General features: G+C 69.2%; 15 protein-coding genes and 1 tRNA gene. 7 read left to right on the forward strand and 9 right to left on the reverse strand.

What is annotated here, in order from left to right; translation table 11 throughout:
* The first annotated feature begins 22 nt into the window (after nucleotides 1-22).
* Nucleotides 23-520 (forward strand): DUF2721 domain-containing protein, encoded by a 498-nt coding sequence (locus KRR26_RS24760; protein ID WP_120204482.1) that lies wholly within the window; start codon nucleotides 23-25, stop codon nucleotides 518-520.
* Here the strand turns inward: KRR26_RS24760 and KRR26_RS24765 are convergent.
* From KRR26_RS24765 to KRR26_RS24775, 3 genes are read right to left on the reverse strand one after another with little or no spacing between them, the layout of a single operon-like run.
* Nucleotides 486-1,301, reverse strand: a complete 816-nt coding sequence (locus KRR26_RS24765; protein WP_120204483.1) for a slipin family protein — start codon at nucleotides 1,299-1,301, stop codon at nucleotides 486-488. The two genes, KRR26_RS24760 and KRR26_RS24765, sit on opposite strands and share 35 nt — an antisense overlap.
* Nucleotides 1,298-2,683, reverse strand: coding sequence for an NfeD family protein (locus tag KRR26_RS24770; RefSeq protein ID WP_217081025.1), 1,386 nt, complete (start codon nucleotides 2,681-2,683; stop codon nucleotides 1,298-1,300). The genes KRR26_RS24765 and KRR26_RS24770 overlap by 4 nt, the downstream gene beginning before the upstream one ends.
* Nucleotides 2,680-3,987, reverse strand: a complete 1,308-nt coding sequence (locus KRR26_RS24775) for a glycosyltransferase (protein WP_217081026.1) — start codon at nucleotides 3,985-3,987, stop codon at nucleotides 2,680-2,682. The genes KRR26_RS24770 and KRR26_RS24775 overlap by 4 nt, the downstream gene beginning before the upstream one ends.
* Before the next feature lie 219 nt (nucleotides 3,988-4,206).
* Here KRR26_RS24775 and KRR26_RS24780 point away from each other — a divergent pair, with 219 nt between their 5' ends.
* From KRR26_RS24780 to KRR26_RS24790, 3 genes are all read left to right on the forward strand, one after another.
* Nucleotides 4,207-4,416 (forward strand): hypothetical protein, encoded by a 210-nt coding sequence (locus KRR26_RS24780; RefSeq protein WP_120204489.1) that lies wholly within the window; start codon nucleotides 4,207-4,209, stop codon nucleotides 4,414-4,416.
* Between the two features lie 51 nt (nucleotides 4,417-4,467).
* Complete coding sequence (locus KRR26_RS24785; RefSeq protein ID WP_120204491.1) at nucleotides 4,468-5,388, forward strand: LysR family transcriptional regulator; 921 nt, start codon at nucleotides 4,468-4,470, stop codon at nucleotides 5,386-5,388.
* Nucleotides 5,389-5,486: 98 nt separating this feature from the next.
* A complete protein-coding gene (locus tag KRR26_RS24790) occupies nucleotides 5,487-7,061 on the forward strand; it encodes an aromatic amino acid hydroxylase (RefSeq protein ID WP_120204493.1) in 1,575 nt (524 codons plus the stop codon).
* 28 nt (nucleotides 7,062-7,089) lie between these two features.
* On the opposite strand, the gene KRR26_RS24795 is transcribed toward KRR26_RS24790, so the two are convergent.
* Both KRR26_RS24795 and nhaR read right to left on the reverse strand, forming a co-directional pair.
* Nucleotides 7,090-8,661 carry an adenosine deaminase family protein gene (locus KRR26_RS24795; RefSeq protein ID WP_233576780.1) on the reverse strand — a complete coding sequence of 524 codons (1,572 nt, stop codon included), beginning with the start codon at nucleotides 8,659-8,661 and terminating at the stop codon, nucleotides 7,090-7,092.
* Between the two features lie 290 nt (nucleotides 8,662-8,951).
* Nucleotides 8,952-9,851 carry a transcriptional activator NhaR gene (gene nhaR, locus KRR26_RS24800; RefSeq protein WP_120204497.1) on the reverse strand — a complete coding sequence of 300 codons (900 nt, stop codon included), beginning with the start codon at nucleotides 9,849-9,851 and terminating at the stop codon, nucleotides 8,952-8,954.
* 120 nt (nucleotides 9,852-9,971) lie between these two features.
* Between nhaR and KRR26_RS24805 the strand changes: the two genes are divergently transcribed.
* A complete protein-coding gene (locus KRR26_RS24805) occupies nucleotides 9,972-10,769 on the forward strand; it encodes a sigma-70 family RNA polymerase sigma factor (RefSeq protein ID WP_120204499.1) in 798 nt (265 codons plus the stop codon).
* Nucleotides 10,770-10,847: 78 nt separating this feature from the next.
* Nucleotides 10,848-10,920 (forward strand) — tRNA-Phe (locus KRR26_RS24810).
* Nucleotides 10,921-11,770: 850 nt separating this feature from the next.
* Here the strand turns inward: KRR26_RS24810 and KRR26_RS24815 are convergent.
* The gene (locus KRR26_RS24815) at nucleotides 11,771-12,133 is read right to left on the reverse strand and encodes a hypothetical protein (protein ID WP_217081027.1); all 363 of its coding nucleotides are present in this window, start codon (nucleotides 12,131-12,133) and stop codon (nucleotides 11,771-11,773) included.
* Nucleotides 12,134-12,747: 614 nt separating this feature from the next.
* Here KRR26_RS24815 and KRR26_RS24820 point away from each other — a divergent pair.
* On the forward strand, nucleotides 12,748-13,848 hold the full coding sequence (locus KRR26_RS24820) for an alkene reductase (protein ID WP_217081028.1): 1,101 nt from the start codon (nucleotides 12,748-12,750) through the stop codon (nucleotides 13,846-13,848).
* 73 nt (nucleotides 13,849-13,921) lie between these two features.
* Here the strand turns inward: KRR26_RS24820 and KRR26_RS24825 are convergent, their stop codons facing one another.
* From KRR26_RS24825 to KRR26_RS24830, 3 genes are all read right to left on the reverse strand, one after another.
* Nucleotides 13,922-14,218, reverse strand: coding sequence for a hypothetical protein (locus tag KRR26_RS24825; protein ID WP_217081029.1), 297 nt, complete (start codon nucleotides 14,216-14,218; stop codon nucleotides 13,922-13,924).
* 443 nt (nucleotides 14,219-14,661) lie between these two features.
* A complete protein-coding gene (locus tag KRR26_RS37865) occupies nucleotides 14,662-14,772 on the reverse strand; it encodes a hypothetical protein (protein WP_407931737.1) in 111 nt (36 codons plus the stop codon).
* 1 nt (nucleotide 14,773) lies between these two features.
* Nucleotides 14,774-14,980, reverse strand: coding sequence for a sigma factor (locus KRR26_RS24830; protein WP_217081030.1), 207 nt, complete (start codon nucleotides 14,978-14,980; stop codon nucleotides 14,774-14,776).
* Between the last annotated feature and the right edge of the window lie 503 nt (nucleotides 14,981-15,483).

A 15,483-nucleotide genomic window follows, 5' to 3' on the forward strand; every position in this document is an offset into this window, starting at 1 on the left:
GAGGGGTGGGACAGAGGGGGACATGGCGGGAAGCACGGCGGTCGAGCTGATGGACCTGGCGTCGCTGCGACTGATTGGCGCGGCGGTGACGCCGGCGGTGATGGTGTCGGGTTGCGGCATCCTGGCGACGGGGTTGGACAACCAGATCGCGCGGATGACGGCGCGCATCCGAGACATGGCGCGGGAGTGGCGCTCGCTGCCGGAGGGGCACCCTCGCCGTCAGTTGTTGCGCGAGGAGGTGGCCATCCTGGACCGGCGCCACGGCATCCTCGCGATGGGGATGAACTGCACCTATGCGGCGCTGTTGTCCTTCGTCGCCACGTCGCTGCTGTACCTGCTCAAGCGCGCGGACGTGAACGTCCCGGAGGTCATGCCGGTGCTGACCTTCTCGGTGGGCGTGGGGCTGCTCGGGGTGCTGGCGGTGTTCGCGCTGGCGTCCTTGCGACTCGGGCGGCGGGCCATCCGCCTGGAGCAGTTGGAGATGCTCAGTGAGGCGCCGGAGGAGCCGCCTCGGAAGTAGCGGCGCCGTCCTCGCGTGCGCGGCGCTCCACGGCGGTGCCCAGCGCGTTCATCAGCTCGAGCGGGATGGGCAGGATGGTGTGATTGCCGCCGCCGGTAATCTCCACCAGCGTCTGGAGATAGCGGAGTTGGAGCGAGGCGGGGTTCCGGCTGAGCACATCGGCGGCCTGCCCGAGTCGCTCGGCGGCCTGATGCTCGCCCTCGGCCGCGATGATTTTCGCGCGGCGCTCGCGCTCGGCTTCGGCCTGGCGAGCAATGGCCCGCTGCATCTCCACGGGCAGGTCGATGTGCTTCACCTCCACGTTGGAGATCTTGATGCCCCACGGGTCGGTGTGCGCGTCGAGCACCTTCTGCAGCTCGCGGTTCACGCGGTCTCGCTGTGACAGCAGCTCATCCAACTCCACCTGTCCCAGGATGGCGCGCAGCGTGGTCTGCGCGAGCTGGCTCGTGGCGTAGAGATAGTCCTCCACCTGGAGGACGGCCTTCTCGGCGTGGATGACGCGGAAGTAGACGACGGCGCTGACCTTCACGCTCACGTTGTCTCGGGTGATGACGTCCTGGGGCGGCACGTCCCGCGCGACGGTGCGCAAGTCGATGATGACCATGCGCTCGATGAACGGGATGAGCCAGCGGAAGCCCGCGCGCTTGAGGCCCACGTAGCGCCCGAGCCGGAACACGACGCCGTTCTGGTACTCATTGACGATCCTCACGCCGGAGAGGAACAGCAGGAAGAGGAGGCCCAGGGGGATGAGGGTTCCCAGGGCACTGGCCAGTTCGTTCATGACGGCGCCTCCGCGACGGTGAGAGTCAAGCCCTGGACCGCGCGCACCACCACGCGGGTGCCGGTGCGCAGGGGCTCGGATGAGATGGCGCGCCAGTGCTCGCCGTGGACGAAGACCTCGCCGCCGTCGGGGCTCACGGGCGCCAGGGTGGTGCCGCGCTCGCCCACGAGCCCCGCGTCGCCCGCGCGTTGGGGCAGGCGGCGCGTCTGGGCGCCTCGGAAGGCGAGGAACACCGCGCCCGCGGCGAGCACCACGGCGGAGGGAATCGCCACCGCCCACGACACGCGGAAGGACGGGTCGAGGAACCAACCCGGCGCGACGCGGTCCACGAGCAACAGTCCGCCCAACGCGAGCAGCACCGCGCCCGATGCGCCGAGCAGCCCGCTGGTGACGAACAGCTCCGCGACGAGCAAACCCAAACCCGCGAACATCAGCGCCAACGCACCGGCGCGCACGGGCAACGCCGACGCGGCCATCAACGCGAGCACGAGCGCGACGACGCCCGCGATGCCCGGCGCGAAGGAACCGGGATGCGACAGTTCCGCCACGAGTCCGAGCGCCGCGACCAGGAACAGCAGATAGATGGCCACGGGATGGGCGAGCACGTGGACCACCTGTCGGGAGAGGCCGGGCGACAGCGTGATGACGCGCGCGTCCCGGGTCGCCAGCCGCACGGTGTCTCCACTCGCGACGCGCACGGAGAGGCCGTCGACCTGCGCGAGGAACGCGGCCACGGTGGGTGACTCGAACTCCACCACGCGCTGGGCGACGGCGCGGTCGGCGGGAAGGCTGGCGCTGTCGCGCACGGCCGAGGCCGCCCACGCCGCATTGCGACCTCCCTCGCGCGCGAGCCCCGAGGCGAACGCGGCGGCGTCGTTCTCCAACTTTCGGGCGAGCTGTGTGCCGGCCACCTGTTCTGGGTCCTCGCCCGTGGGTCCGACGAGCGGATGCGCCGCGCCTACCCGAGTGCCTGGTGCCATGCCCGCGACCTGCGAGGCGAGCGTGATGAAGAGGCCCGCGCTGCTGGCGCGCGCGCCGGCGGGCCCCACCCAGACGAGCACAGGGACGTTCGACTCCAGGAAGGCGCGCACGATGTCGCGGGTCGAGTCGAGCTCGCCTCCCGGCGTATCCAGGCGCACGAGCAATGCGGTGGCGCTCAGGGACTCGGCGCGCTTCACGCAGTCGGACAGGTACGCTCCGGCCTCCGTATCCACCACGCCCTCCCAATCACACCGGACCACGGGCGGTGCCGCGCGTGCCTCGGGCTGTGCTCGAGGCGCGGAAGGGGCGAGGAGCACGAGGCCCAACAGCCCCAGCACGAGCAGGGCGCCGCCCCGGAGCGACGACGGGGGGGAGCGCCCGCCGTGCCGGAAGAGGCTCATGGGTGTGCCTCCACGGAGGTGACCGGGCTGGGCGTCGTGGGGACGATGTCGCGTGGCGCGAGCGGGCGCTGCTGGACGAGGTCCTCGAGCAACCGCAAGTCATCCAGGAGGAGCCGCGACATGAGGAAGTGCTCGCGCACGTGCTCTTTCCCGCGCCGGCCCAGCACGCGGGCCTCCTCGGGTTGGCGCAGGAGGCGGAGCACGGCCTCGGCGCACTCGTCGACGGTGTCCACCAGCACGCCACCGATGTCGTCTGGGAGCTGCATGGGAATACCGCCCGCGCGGCCGCCCACGACGGGCGTGCCCTTCCACAGCGCCTCGGACACGACGAGCCCGAAGCCCTCGCGCAGCGACTTCTGCACGACGACGTTGGAGAGGGATTGAAAGGCATTGACCTCGATGTTGCCCACGCCGACCAGGTTGGTGAGGACATGGATGAGCGGGTCTCCCGCCGTGACGGCGCGGATCTCCTCGTAGACCTCCCAGGCCTCCGGATCATCCAGGGCGAGTGAGCCCGCGAGCGCGAGCTGAAGGTCGGGGACGTGGGGCCGCACGCGGCGGTACGCGGCGATGACGCCGAGCGGATCCTTCCACGGGTCGAAGCGGCTGACCTGCGTGATGAGGGGCCGGCTGAGCCGCACGCCAATCCACTCCAGCACGTGCTTCGCGAGCTGGACGGGCAGGGGCTGGTTCTTCGGACTGAGCGGGTCGATGGCCGGCGGATGCAACAACACCCGCGAGATGGGGAGCTGGGGCGGGATGAAGTCCGCGAGCGTGAAGATGGCGGCGTCGTAGGCGCGCAGGAACGGCTCGAGGAACTCCCAGAAGAAGGGATTGGGATGCGAGGTGTCGATGTGACAGCGCCACAGCCAGCGCGCGTTGGCGCGAGGGCACAGCGCGGCGAGCGCGGCCGGTTGCGGGTCGTGGATGATGATGAAGTCGTAGTCGTCGTCGCAGTAGCCGGCGTTGATCTGCGAGTTGCCCAGGTAGGTGGCCTTCTCCGCCTCGGTCAGCTCTCCGGGGCTGCCTTGCAGTCCGTTGTGGATGCGCTTGGTGACCTGGAAGAACGCCTCGTCGCCGCGGATGATCTTCCAATCCGCCACCAGCCCCAGGTCGTTGTAGAGCGGCACGAGCGAGCGAAGAATCTCGGAGACGCCTCCGCCATACGGGGTGGCGTTGACGTGGAGGCATCGGGCTCCGCGCAGCCGTCCCGCCAGTCGGTGCAGCTCATCGAGCTGGGCATCGGGCGCCACGCCGCGATACGCCTCCAGCGAGCGCTTTCCGACATCGACGAGGTCCAGCATGGCGAGGCTGCCTCCTGGTGCTGCTTCCGGTTCGAGGCAACGGTGCACACGCGGCGCGGAGACTTCCGCAGCGTCGCCGTGACGGGCGGGTGGGCGGCGGACGGAGAGAGGGGATGGTCGCGAGCGCGGGCATCCAGTGGTGGACGTTGGCGCGCCGGGCGCGTTGCCGGGGGGCGCCTCGCTTCCTAGCGTCCCTCACCATCCGAAGCGGGAGGCTCCATGCGTCGCGCCGTGCTCCTCGTCGCCTTGTGTCTGGCCGTGTCGCCGCTGGCCTGCAAGACCACCCAGCCGCCGGGCACGCAGAACCAGGAGCCGCTGGAAGGGCCTGACACCGTGCGCGAGCCCGACCAGAACGTGCCCGACATCCCTCCCGGGCCCGCCGCGCCCTTCCCCTCGGATGGAGGCAGCGGCCCGCCCAAGCCGCAGTGAGGCCTGACGCAGCCGCTTCCCGCGGGCGCGAGGGAAGGGGAGGATGTCCCCATGCCTCCGCGCAAGCTGCTGCGACACCTCGTCTGGCTGGAGTCCTTCGCCGCGGCCGTGGAGGCCGGCAGCATCGACGCGGCGGCCGAGCACCTGGGGGTGGCGCGCTCGGTGGTGAGCGAGCACATCCGCGCGCTGGAGGAGGCCCTCGCGGACGGCGAGGCGCTGCTGGAGCGAGGCCCGGGTCGTCGGCTGCAACTCACCGCGCGCGGCGAGCGCCTCTTCGCGGGCACGCAGACGCCGCTGCATCAGCTCGACATGAAGCGGCTGAAGGACCTGGCCAGCGCCGAGCCCTCGCTGCGGCTGGGCCTCAACCCCACCCTCTCTGGCGCGCTGCTGGGCGGCGTGGCGCACGATGCGGCAGGTCAGGGCCTCAAGCTGGTGGTGAGCTTCGGTGGACCGCACGAACTCGTGCGGCAGGTGCAAACGCGCCAGCTCGACCTCGCCCTGGACTTCACGCCCCTGCCGCCGCACGAGGGCGTGGAGTCCGAGTCCCTCCTGCGGATGACCTTCGTGGTCATCGCGGGGCCTGAGTGTGGACTGGCGAGCACCGCCGCCTCGCGCCGCGCGCTCCATCCGCGCGACCTGCGGGGCCAGCCCTTCGTGGACTGGCTGAGGGATGATCCATACGGCGGGGCGAACAGCGTGCGCTTCGCCTCGCAAGGCGTGGCGGTGGAAGAGGTGGCGCGGGTGGAGAGCTTCCTCCACCTCTACGAACTGCTGCGCGCCTACCGCGCCTGCGCCATCGCCCCGGACATGCGCCTGCTCCAGCCGTTTCCCTCGGATCTTCGCGTGTGGCCGCTGCGCGAGGAGGAGCCGCAGGCGGTGGAGGTCGTCGCGCTGTGGCCCGCAGGAGGGCTGGGCCCGGGGGCACGGGCTGTCCTGGACGGGCTGCGTCATCGCTTGGGAAAACGGCGATAAAACGACGAAGCCGTCGGATTCTGCCGGATTTTCGTTGGCCCCCCTCATGGCTATACCTCCCTCGTTCAAGCCTTTTGTTGCCGGAGGTCCCAGCCACCATGACGCCCACGGAACGGACGATCGCCAACCTGCCCGCTCACCTTCGCCGGTATGTGGTGGGGCAGGACTACGCGGCGTACACCCCGCGGGACCAGGCGGTGTGGCGGCACATCCTCGGCAAGCTGCGCGGCCACCTGGCGGACAAGGCGCACCCCGTCTACCTGGAGGGTTTGGAGGCCACGGGCATCGGGATGGAGTCCATCCCCAGCCTGGATGAGATGAACGAGCGGCTGTCGAAGCTGGGGTGGGCGTGCGTGGGCGTGCGTGGCTTCATCCCGCCCGCGGTCTTCACCGAGCTTCAGTCGTTGGGCGTGCTGGCCATCGCGTCGGACATCCGCACCCACGAGCACATCGAGTACACGCCCGCGCCGGACATCGTCCATGAGAGCGCGGGCCACGCGCCCATCATCGCCAACCGCCGCTACGCCGAGTACCTGAAGGCCTGCGGGCTGGTGGGCTTCAAGTCCATCTCCAGCGTGGAGGACCAGGCGGTCTTCGAGGCGATCCGCAACCTGTCGGTGGTGAAGGAAGACCCCACCGCGAGCGAGGTCGAGGTGGCGCACGCGCAGGCCCGGCTGGAGGCCGCCAGCGCGAGCCGCCGAGGTGTGAGCGAGGGCACGCGGGCCAGCCGGCTCTACTGGTGGACGGCGGAGTACGGGCTCATTGGCGATGTGTCCAACCCGCGCATCTACGGCGCGGGCCTGCTGTCGAGCATCGGCGAGGCGAAGCACTGCCTTACGTCCGCGGTGCGCAAGCTGCCTTTGAGCGTGGCGTGCGCGGACACGGACTACGACATCACCCGCATGCAGCCGCAGCTCTTCGTCGCGCGCGACTTCGAGCATCTCTTCGAGGTGCTCTCCGAGTTCGAGTCCTCGCTGGCCTGGAAGCGCGGCGGGGACTACGGCCTCCGCGAGGCGATGCACGCGCGCACCGTCAACCATCTGGTGCTCGCGGATGGGCGCGAGGTGACGGGCCGGGTGGTGGAGCTGCTCGCGGCGCCGCGCCCGGTGGCGCCCGGACTCTCCACCGCGTTGGCGCGCCTGGAGGGGCCCGTGGTCGCGTCGCTTCACGGCAAGGCGGTGGGCAAGCCCTGGAATGGGCCCGCGCTGGTGGCCTTCGGCGCGGCGCGTCTCCCGGAGCGAGGGGCCTTTCGGCTCGCGTTCGACAGCGGTCTGGTGCTGGAGGGCTTCGCGGCGGGCGGCGGAGAAGTGCTCGCGCTGCACGGTCAGCTCGCGGGGCGTCCGCTGGAGCTGCCGGCGGTGGCGCACCTGTACGTCTCCGAGCGCCTGCCTTCCGTGGCGGGCGGCCCCGCGGACACGGGCGCGTGGGACCAGTGGTTCGGCGAACTGGATGCCTTCACCGCCGGGGATGGCGAGGAGCGCGCGCGGGAGCGCAAGGCCGAGGCGCTGTCTCCAGCGCTGGCCACGCTCTACCGCGAGGTGCGCGAGATGCGTGAGAAGGGTGCGCTGCGCCCCGAGCGGTTGGAGCAGCTCGTTCGCGCCTCGTCGGACTTCCCCTCGGATTGGCTGCTGCTGGCCGAGGTGAACGAGCTGCGCGGAACCGCGCGCGCCTGAGCGAGACGCGCGCGGCCCGCTGCCCGCGTTACTTCAGGACGGCTTCCTCGAACGCGGCGAGCTGGGACTCCAGCTTCCACTGGAGGGCGGCGCGCTCGCTGCTGGCGAGCAACGCGGCGCAGTTCGCCGACGGTGCGTTCGGGCCGGGCGTGTCCTGGGCACACGCCTCGACGCGCCCGTCGTACTGGCTGCGGGTCTTCCACAGGCTGGCGCCGGGCAGGAAGGCGTGCTCCAGGCTGGTGCGGACCATGGCCTTCAGCGTGCGGTAGTCCAGGCCCTGATCGCTGACGGCGCGCACGTACTCGTCAGTGATGTTGGTGCGGAAGATGCCCTGGTCATCCGTGGAGAGCGCCACCGGGACGCCGTGGCCCAGGTAGCTCTTGAGCGGATGGGCCGCGCCGGACTTGCCCAGCAGGATGCTGTTGGACGACAGGCAGATCTCCACCATCACATCCAGGCCGTTCATGTCCCAGAGCAGGTCCTCGGCGCCGTCGCCGGCGGTCTCGTCGAGGACGTCCGCGCCGTGCCCGATGCGCTCGGCGTGGGCGATCTCCACCGCGTGGCGGATGTGGAAGGAGAGCTGCCGCTGGCCCTCGGGCGTGGTGGGGAGGACGGCGGGGATGAGCTCGCCGGCGTGGAGGGAGATGTGGACGGTGCGGCGGTTGGCGGTGCGCTGGTTGAAGCGGCGCAGGACGTCGAGCGCGAACATCTCGTCGTCGTAGAACTTCAATGAGTTGTCATTCTCCTCGGGGGACACCAGGTTGATGCCCACGACCTCCGGAGAGACCTGCGCCAGCTCGTACGCGTAGACCCACTGGGCGAAGACATAGCCGCGATCCTGCGTGCGATTGGCGGAGAGCACGAAGCGCGTCGCCACGTCGCAGCCCGGCTCCGCGGCGGCCGTGCCGCACTTGAGCAGGTCGCGCGCGCCGGTGATGGACTTGGTGATGGACGCCTGCGTGGCCTCCATCGTGGCGGTGAACACCGGGTCCGCCAGCAGCTCGCCGCGCTTCTTCAGGAGATACGCCTCGTCCCACGGGTCACCCGGCTGGATGTACTTGGCGGCCAGCTTCCCCACGGTGCTGGAGCTCAATCCCTGGAGCAGCTCCACATAGATTTGATGATTCCGGCCCGCCGTGTTCAGCACGTCCGCGATGGAGTCATCCGTGCGCGGCTCGCTGAGCACCGCGCCGAACTTCCCGAACGCGTCGAAGAAGTGCTGGTGCCCTTCGAGCAGCGTGCCCTGGAAGCCCTCCATGGACCACGCCTCCAGGATGTTGCGCTTGAACGTCGCGTCCGTCTGGGTATTGACCATGGACAGCGCGCCCGCCGCGCACGGCGGAGCCGCCGCCACCCACGTGGTGGTGTTCACGCAGACGCCGTCCTCGGTGCCCCATTGGATGAGGTTCTCCATCGTCACCGCGCCGGACAGGTGATTGTGGAGGTCCGCTCCCTTGGGCAACTGCACCAGGAAGTCGCGCAGCGGCGCGGGCTGGTTGCGCAGGGACTCCAGCTTCTGGCCCACGCGCTCCTCGCGAGATGCCTCCGCGGGCGGGGGCGAGGTGGGCTCGTCCGAGCACCCCACCGCGAGCAATGCCACACACACTCCCCAATGAAGTGCTTTCACCATCATGTTCTCCTGTTGGGCGGATGGAGCCGCGGGGCCGGCCGCATCGTGGCCCCAGGGCGATGCGGCGACCTCTACACCACCAGGACGGTCAATGCTTGTGCAATCGTTGGAAAACGTGAAATCGGCAGGGCGCCGGGTGTTGGACATCCGTGCCAGGGATTGTCCGCGGGTCGGCAGTCCTCTGCCCGCGGGGGTACCCACCCGGGTGAAGGCATACCTCCATGGGGCGTTGCCCAAGGCCCGCGCGGACGCGTGGGCGCTCAGGTCCCGAACACGTGCGCGCGCGCGGCTTCGGCGATGGCGACGACGGAGGGATGGCGCAGGCGCCGCTCCACGGTGATGGCGTAGAAGCAGGTCTCGATTTCATCCGTCCGGCCGATGACGGAGACGTTGAGCTGGCGAACCACCTCGGCCTCGGTGATGGAGGGCATGGCGAAGACGCCGTGCCCTGTCTGCCCGAAGGCCTGGAGCATGGCGCTGTCGTCGAAGTCTCCCGCGATGAGGGGACGCAGGCCCTGTCGCTCGAACCACAGGTCCAACGAGCGACGCACCGAGGACTCATCCGAGGGCAACAGCACGGGCGCGCCATCGAGCGAGCGCGGAAAGTCATTCTTCAGATGGGCCAGCCCGCTCGCGGCGAAGAAGGTGACGCCGCACTTGCCCAGCAAGTGGTTGAACGAGCGCACGCTCACGGTCTCCGCGCCCGGCGCGTCCGCGAGCACCACGTCCAGCTCATGCAGCGCCAGGGAGGCGAGCAACTGCGGCAGCGGCCCTTCGCGGCAGATGACGCGCAGCGAGGGGCCCGCCTCCAGCGCGGGCTTGAGGAGCTGCTCGGCGACCAGCTTGGGGATGACGTCGAGCAGCCCGACGTTGAGGCGCGCCTGCTGGCCCGCGGGGTGGCCCGCGACCACGTTCTTCAGCTCGTTGCCCAGCCGGAAGATTTCGTCCGCGTACCGCATGACGGTGCGGCCCACGTCGGTGAGCGCCAGCTTGCGCCCCTGGCGCTCGAACAGCTTGTGGCCCAGCGACTCCTCCAGGAGCTTGAGCTGGCTGCTGATGGTGGGCTGCGCCAGGTGCAGCTCCTCGCTGGCCTTGGCGATGCTGCCCGCCCGCGCAACCGTCCAGAAATACAGGAGATGGTGGTAGTTGAGCCAGGACATGACTTAGGAATAACCGAAGAATAACGCTCAAACTACCTCATTTTCTCATGGACGCCTTCCTCATATCTCTTGGGCGTTCGCGCGCAGTGGGGGCGCGGGTGACTTGCAGGAGGTCTGTCCATGGAAGCGGCAGAGGTGAGTGTGACCACGACGAAGTGCCCGATGCAGGGGGGAAGCGGGCCGCAGGTGGAGGCGCGTGTTCGCGGCCATCTGGAGCTGGTGCAGCGGCTGGCGTGGAAATACCGATGGACGGGGCTCCCGCTGGACGAGCTGGTGGCGGAGGGGAACGTGGGGCTGATGGAGGCGGCGAGCCGCTTCGAGGACCGGGGGATTCCGTTCGGGGCCTATGCGCAGCAGTGGATCCGCGCGCGGATCCGCGCCTACGTGGCTCGCAACTGGAGCGTGGCGGGCGGGCGGGCGCCGTGGGTGGTGTTCCAGCTTCGGCGGGAGCGCGCGCGCCTGGAGGCCCGGTGGGGAGAGGGGCACCCGGAGGTGGAGAAGCGCCTGGCGGATGTGTTGGGCCGGACGGAGGAGGACGTGGCGCGGGGGGCGGAGGGGCTGGTCAAGGACGTGTCGTTGGACGCGCCGGTGGGCCAGGACGGGGAGGTGACACGGCTGGAGCAGCTGATGGCCGAGGACGTGTCGCCGGAGGAGTCGGCGGACCGCACGCGGTGGGTGGCGAAGCTGCGGGAGAGCGTGGAGGAGGCCTGGCCCGAGTTGGACGCGCGGGAGCGGGCGCTGGTGGAGGAGCGGATGCTGGTGGAGGAGGGGGTGAGCGCGGAGCTGCTGGCTCGCCGGTTCGGGGTGACGGCGGTGCGCATCCGGCAGATTGAGCAGGCGCTGCGGACCAAGCTGCGGCACCGGCTCACCGCGAGTTGTACGGCCTGGGACGGTGAGGCGCTCCGGCTGGCGGCCTGAGGTGGGACTGGGGAGGAAAGAGGTTGACGCCGCCAGCGTCTACCTCTACAAGCGCGGTGCTTCTCGCAGCCGCGTTTCGCCCAGGTAGCTCAGTCGGTAGAGCAGGGGACTGAAAATCCCCGTGTCGGTGGTTCGATTCCGCCCCTGGGCACACAAGTTGGAAAGTCTTCAGGGCTTTGGACCTCTGGTTCAAAGCCCTTTGTTTTTGTCCGCGAGGCGACTGGCGCTTGAGCGGGCCACCCGTGGCGCATCGTCTGGGCCTGGGGCTTCTGCGGGCCGATGTCGTCGAGGCGGTGTCTCAGGGGCCAGTCCATCCAGGCCCTTCAGCGCATGCGCAAGCCGGGCCTTTGCGAGTGGTGTGGGCACACGCGTCTTCCAGGTGCCCAGCTGTCCCAAGGCCACGACCGCCCACGCAATGGCTCGTGGGATGCCCGAGCCTCCTGTATGCCATTGCGCGAACATCCTCGCGGGATGCACGAGCAGCTCGGGCGAAAGGCCGCACACGCGGCACCACGCCATGGCTGGATCCTTCCTCGGGGATGACATCGAATGCGCCGACATGCCGTGCGCGAGCAGGACGGCTTCGAGGAAGCATCCACGCGGCGGCGCGCCCGCGGTGGCGCGACCGCTCTCGAAGGCCTCGACGCCTTCGGCGATGCTGGAGTGCTTCCGCGCAGCGAGGACCGCGGACACCGCCTCGTCATGCGTGAGCCGGAGGCTCGCGTTCGGGTCGAGCCCCACGCCACGAAGCCACTCCACGTCGCTCCGGGCCGGGGTCCTCGGGAGGTAGACCACGTCGTCTCCGCCGGGGTTGCGCGGCGAGAAGATTCGTTCGAGCAGGGAGACCGCGCGCGCCACGTCATTAAGGGCCAGCGAGGGGAGCGCCTGGAGGGGGCGCCTCAGAGGGATGCCATGGCACAGCCTATCTGTGCTCCACGGCCCCCGACCTCACGGACTCCGAGCCAAGTGGGGCTCGGAGTCCCAGCGTCATGCGAGGCAGCTCAGCGACGCTGCTCCAAGTGGAGCGGGCCTTGGAATCCAGCCGGGGGCGTGACCGTGACCTCGGGCCCCATGGGGAAGGCTTCCATGTCCTCCGTAGGCGGTCTGTTCGCGAAGCTGTAGCACGCCCCGTCGTCTTGCCAGCTCGAACGGAAGGTCCGCATTGCCCAGACATCCGTCTCTCCGCGCACGCGATACTTGCCCTTCACGGGGAAGGGCATGCGCGGGAGGATGGGGAGCGTCATGTATGGCGTTCCCGTGCAGTCGCTCGTCTCGAAGTACACCGCCGAGGCAAGGTCGTTGCCGCGGAAGAGGTAGCTCGGGAGGGTCCCCTCGTAGGTAGGCTGACCCGTCTCCTTGTTCACCCCCCACCGATAACCTTGATCATCGACGAGATAGGGAGCACAGATGGGCGCGACCACTACCCCCTTTGCGTCCACGTAAACCCACCCGTCGCAGGGTGCGCTGTTCTTCGATTCACCCGCGGGGCCCGGCGCTCCTGGGGGACCGCGCTCCCCTTGGGGGCCTCTCTCCCCCTGCGGACCCGCCTCGCCCTTCGTCCCTGCGTCGCAGCCTGTGAACAGCAACATCCCCATGCAGAGACTGCCGACCCACCTGTGTCGCTGTATCCGATGACTGTCTTCTCGGTGCCCGCTGTCTGTCTTCTGGCTTGAGTTCACGCGTTGCTCGTTCTCGGAGTGCCTTCGTTCCGGCCCACGGGCCAGGTGAGCAAGGGGCGTGCCTCTTGCTCGCCCCTCGACAGGCACTCCTGGCGAGCGCCTCTGTGCGCAACGCCGTGCACGCTGTGCCACAGGGTGTACAGGCACCGTGCAGCACCCCGCGCGGCTCCTGGATGCCGGGCGGCCGAGAGCATTTGCCTCCCTCCGTCGCATTCGAGCAGGCATACAAACGATGGAGACCCGGGCGACATCTCGTTACGTTGCGCCGTTCTCTCTTTCCCTCGCTGGACGAAGCGCTCATGCCGACTCTCTTCGACCCCATCACCGTGGGCGACCTGCCGCTCGCCAACCGCGTCGTCATGGCGCCGCTGACGCGCAACCGCTCGCCCAACGCGATCCCCCCGGACATCGCCGCCACCTATTACGCGCAGCGGGCGACCGCGGGGCTGCTCATCAGCGAGGCCACCGCCATCTCCCATCAGGGGCAGGGCTACGCGGATGTGCCCGGCCTGTACCACCCCGATCAGCTCGTGGGTTGGCGACGGGTGACGGACGCGGTGCATGAGGCGAAGGGCCGCATCGTCGCGCAGCTCTGGCATGTGGGGCGCATTTCGCACCACGAGCTTCAGCCGAACCATGGGGCTCCGGTCGCGCCGTCCGCCGTCGTGGCGAACGCCAAGACCGTGCTGCTTCGGAATGGTGCCGCTGAGTTCGTGCCCACGGCCCTGCCTCGGGCGCTGGAGCTGGCGGAGCTGCCCGGCATCGTGCGGGACTACGCCACCGCCGCGCGCAACGCGGTGACGCTCGGCGGCTTCGACGGAGTCGAGGTCCACGGGGCCAACGGCTATCTCTTGGATCAATTCCTCAAGAGCGGCTCCAACCACCGGACGGATGCTTACGGTGGGAGCATCGAGAACCGCGCCCGCTTCATGTTGGAGGTGATGCGCGCGGTCGTGGATGGGATTGGCGCGAAGAAGACCGGCATTCGCTTGTCCCCGGTCACGACGGCGAACGACGCGTTCGATTCCAACCCGCAGCCGCTGTTTGAGTACGTCGTGCGCGAGCTGGCGAAGTGGGATCTGTCGTATGTGCATGTCATCGAGGGCGCGACGGGCGGCCCGCGCGAGCTGCCCGACCGGCCATTTGACTATGCGGCGATGAAGCGGGCGTACCGCGAGGCCGGCGGCAAGGGCGCGTGGATGGTGAACAACGGCTACGACGGCGCGCTGGCGAAGAAGGCCATCGAGGATGGCGCGGACCTGGTGTCGTTCGGTCGTTCGTACATCTCGAACCCAGACCTGGTGCGCCGCCTGCGCGAGGACGCGCCGCTGGCGAAGCTCGACAAGGCCACGCTCTACGGCGGCGGAGCGAAGGGCTACATCGACTACCCCACGCTCTGAGCACGGGCGCGGTGTCCCCCGAGGTGGTCGCGCCGGGGGGGCACCTGGGCTCGCGGGTGCGCTCCGGGCGTGACTACTTGAGCGTGTAGCGGATGGTCCGGGTCGTGTTGTTCGTCAGCTTGCCCGCCTTGGACTCCAGGTCGATGCCCTCGCGGGGCGGCGGCAGCGACTGCGCGCTGTCCCCGATGCGGACGCTGCACGAGCCCGTTCCGGGGTTGCGCGGATCCGCCCAGTCGAAGGACAGGCTCGTAGACGTGTTCTTCTCCCACGACGTGGAGGCATTGGCCGCGAGCGTGCCCGTCTTGTCGGCGGAGCCCAGCTCGCCGCTGTACGCGTAGCGTGCCTCCAGCGCCTCGAGGTGCTGGTTCACGCCCTGTCTGGTCGGGCCGCTCGGCGCTCCCGTCCTCCACCAACTGCTGGACGCTCTCGGAGTAGATGACCTTCCAGCGCTTGCCGAGCATGGTTCCCTTCTTCTGGCTGGCCTTGTAGACGCCGCGACCGCCGATCTGCTTGTAGTTGGCGAGCATGGCCTGGTAGTCGACGGTCCACTCGACGCCCGTTTCGCCGCCGTCCGCCGCGGTCGACTGGAGCCACGAGACGCTCTCCAGGCCGGGCGAGTCCGGCAGCGTCTGATACAGACCCATGGTCCACGTACGACCGGTGTTGTTGATGAAGTCGACGTACATCTTGCTCATGGCGTGCTCCTTGTTCCGCGCGACGCGCGGCTCGTGATGGATGGGAATGAGCGCCGCGCCCTGCGTCGGGGCCGCGAGTGCGAAGGGGCCGCGCTCGAAAGGAAGACGGCCCGAGTCCTCACGCGGTTATTTCGTCCACCATTTCCTGCGCATCCGCGCCAAGTCCCGCCGCGAGGCTGCGATAGGCGAGCATCAAGCGACGGCGCACGTTGACGGGGGTAAGCCCCAACTCACGTGCGATGTCCGCGCTCCCCAGTCCCTGAATTCAGGTCATGCTGCCGCGCATCGAAGGCCTGGAGTGCTCGGAGCATCGCGATGCTCAGCGCGTCTTCGGCATCGGCCCAGTGTCCCCCCGTTCGCTGGAGACTCAGCTTCAGGAGTTGCGGGCGCAGCTCGTTCCAAACAGCCCAGAAGCGGTTCGTCGTCGCGTCGTCCATGGTCCCCCCGGAAGCAGGAAGCGGCGCGAGCCAGCAATGCGCGTGCCTCGGTTGGGGCGGCCATTCCTATTCATTGCCTGCCAACGTTGATGATGTGGTCGGGGTTGTTTGGGAGTGTGTGTCAACCTTTGACGCGGGTTCACGACTCGGCGGGTCCGTTTGGGATATGCCGAGTCCTCCAATGCGCCGGATGGGCGATGCGCCGGGTCGTCGGTGCGTGTGGGCTCGGGTCATCGGTCAAGATGGCCCCGCGTCGCTTGGGCCCTGCGACGTGTCGTCGCTGCGCGGCTCCGGGCGCGAGTCCGACGAGGTCACGGCATGACACATCGCACGCCATGCCATGGGATGCTTGGAATTTCGGATTGTGGTGGTGTGGCCGGAGGAGCGCAGGAACTCAGTGTATGAGTGCAGACTGGCCTTGCCAGCCAGGAGCGGAGCGCTTCAGCGCTTGCAGGGCAACGTCCCGGCGATGTTGCGGTGCGCTGGCTTCACGGTAGTCGTGG

The sequence above is a fragment of the Citreicoccus inhibens genome (assembly GCF_019039035.1).
In the GTDB taxonomy this organism is placed as follows: domain Bacteria; phylum Myxococcota; class Myxococcia; order Myxococcales; family Myxococcaceae; genus Citreicoccus; species Citreicoccus inhibens.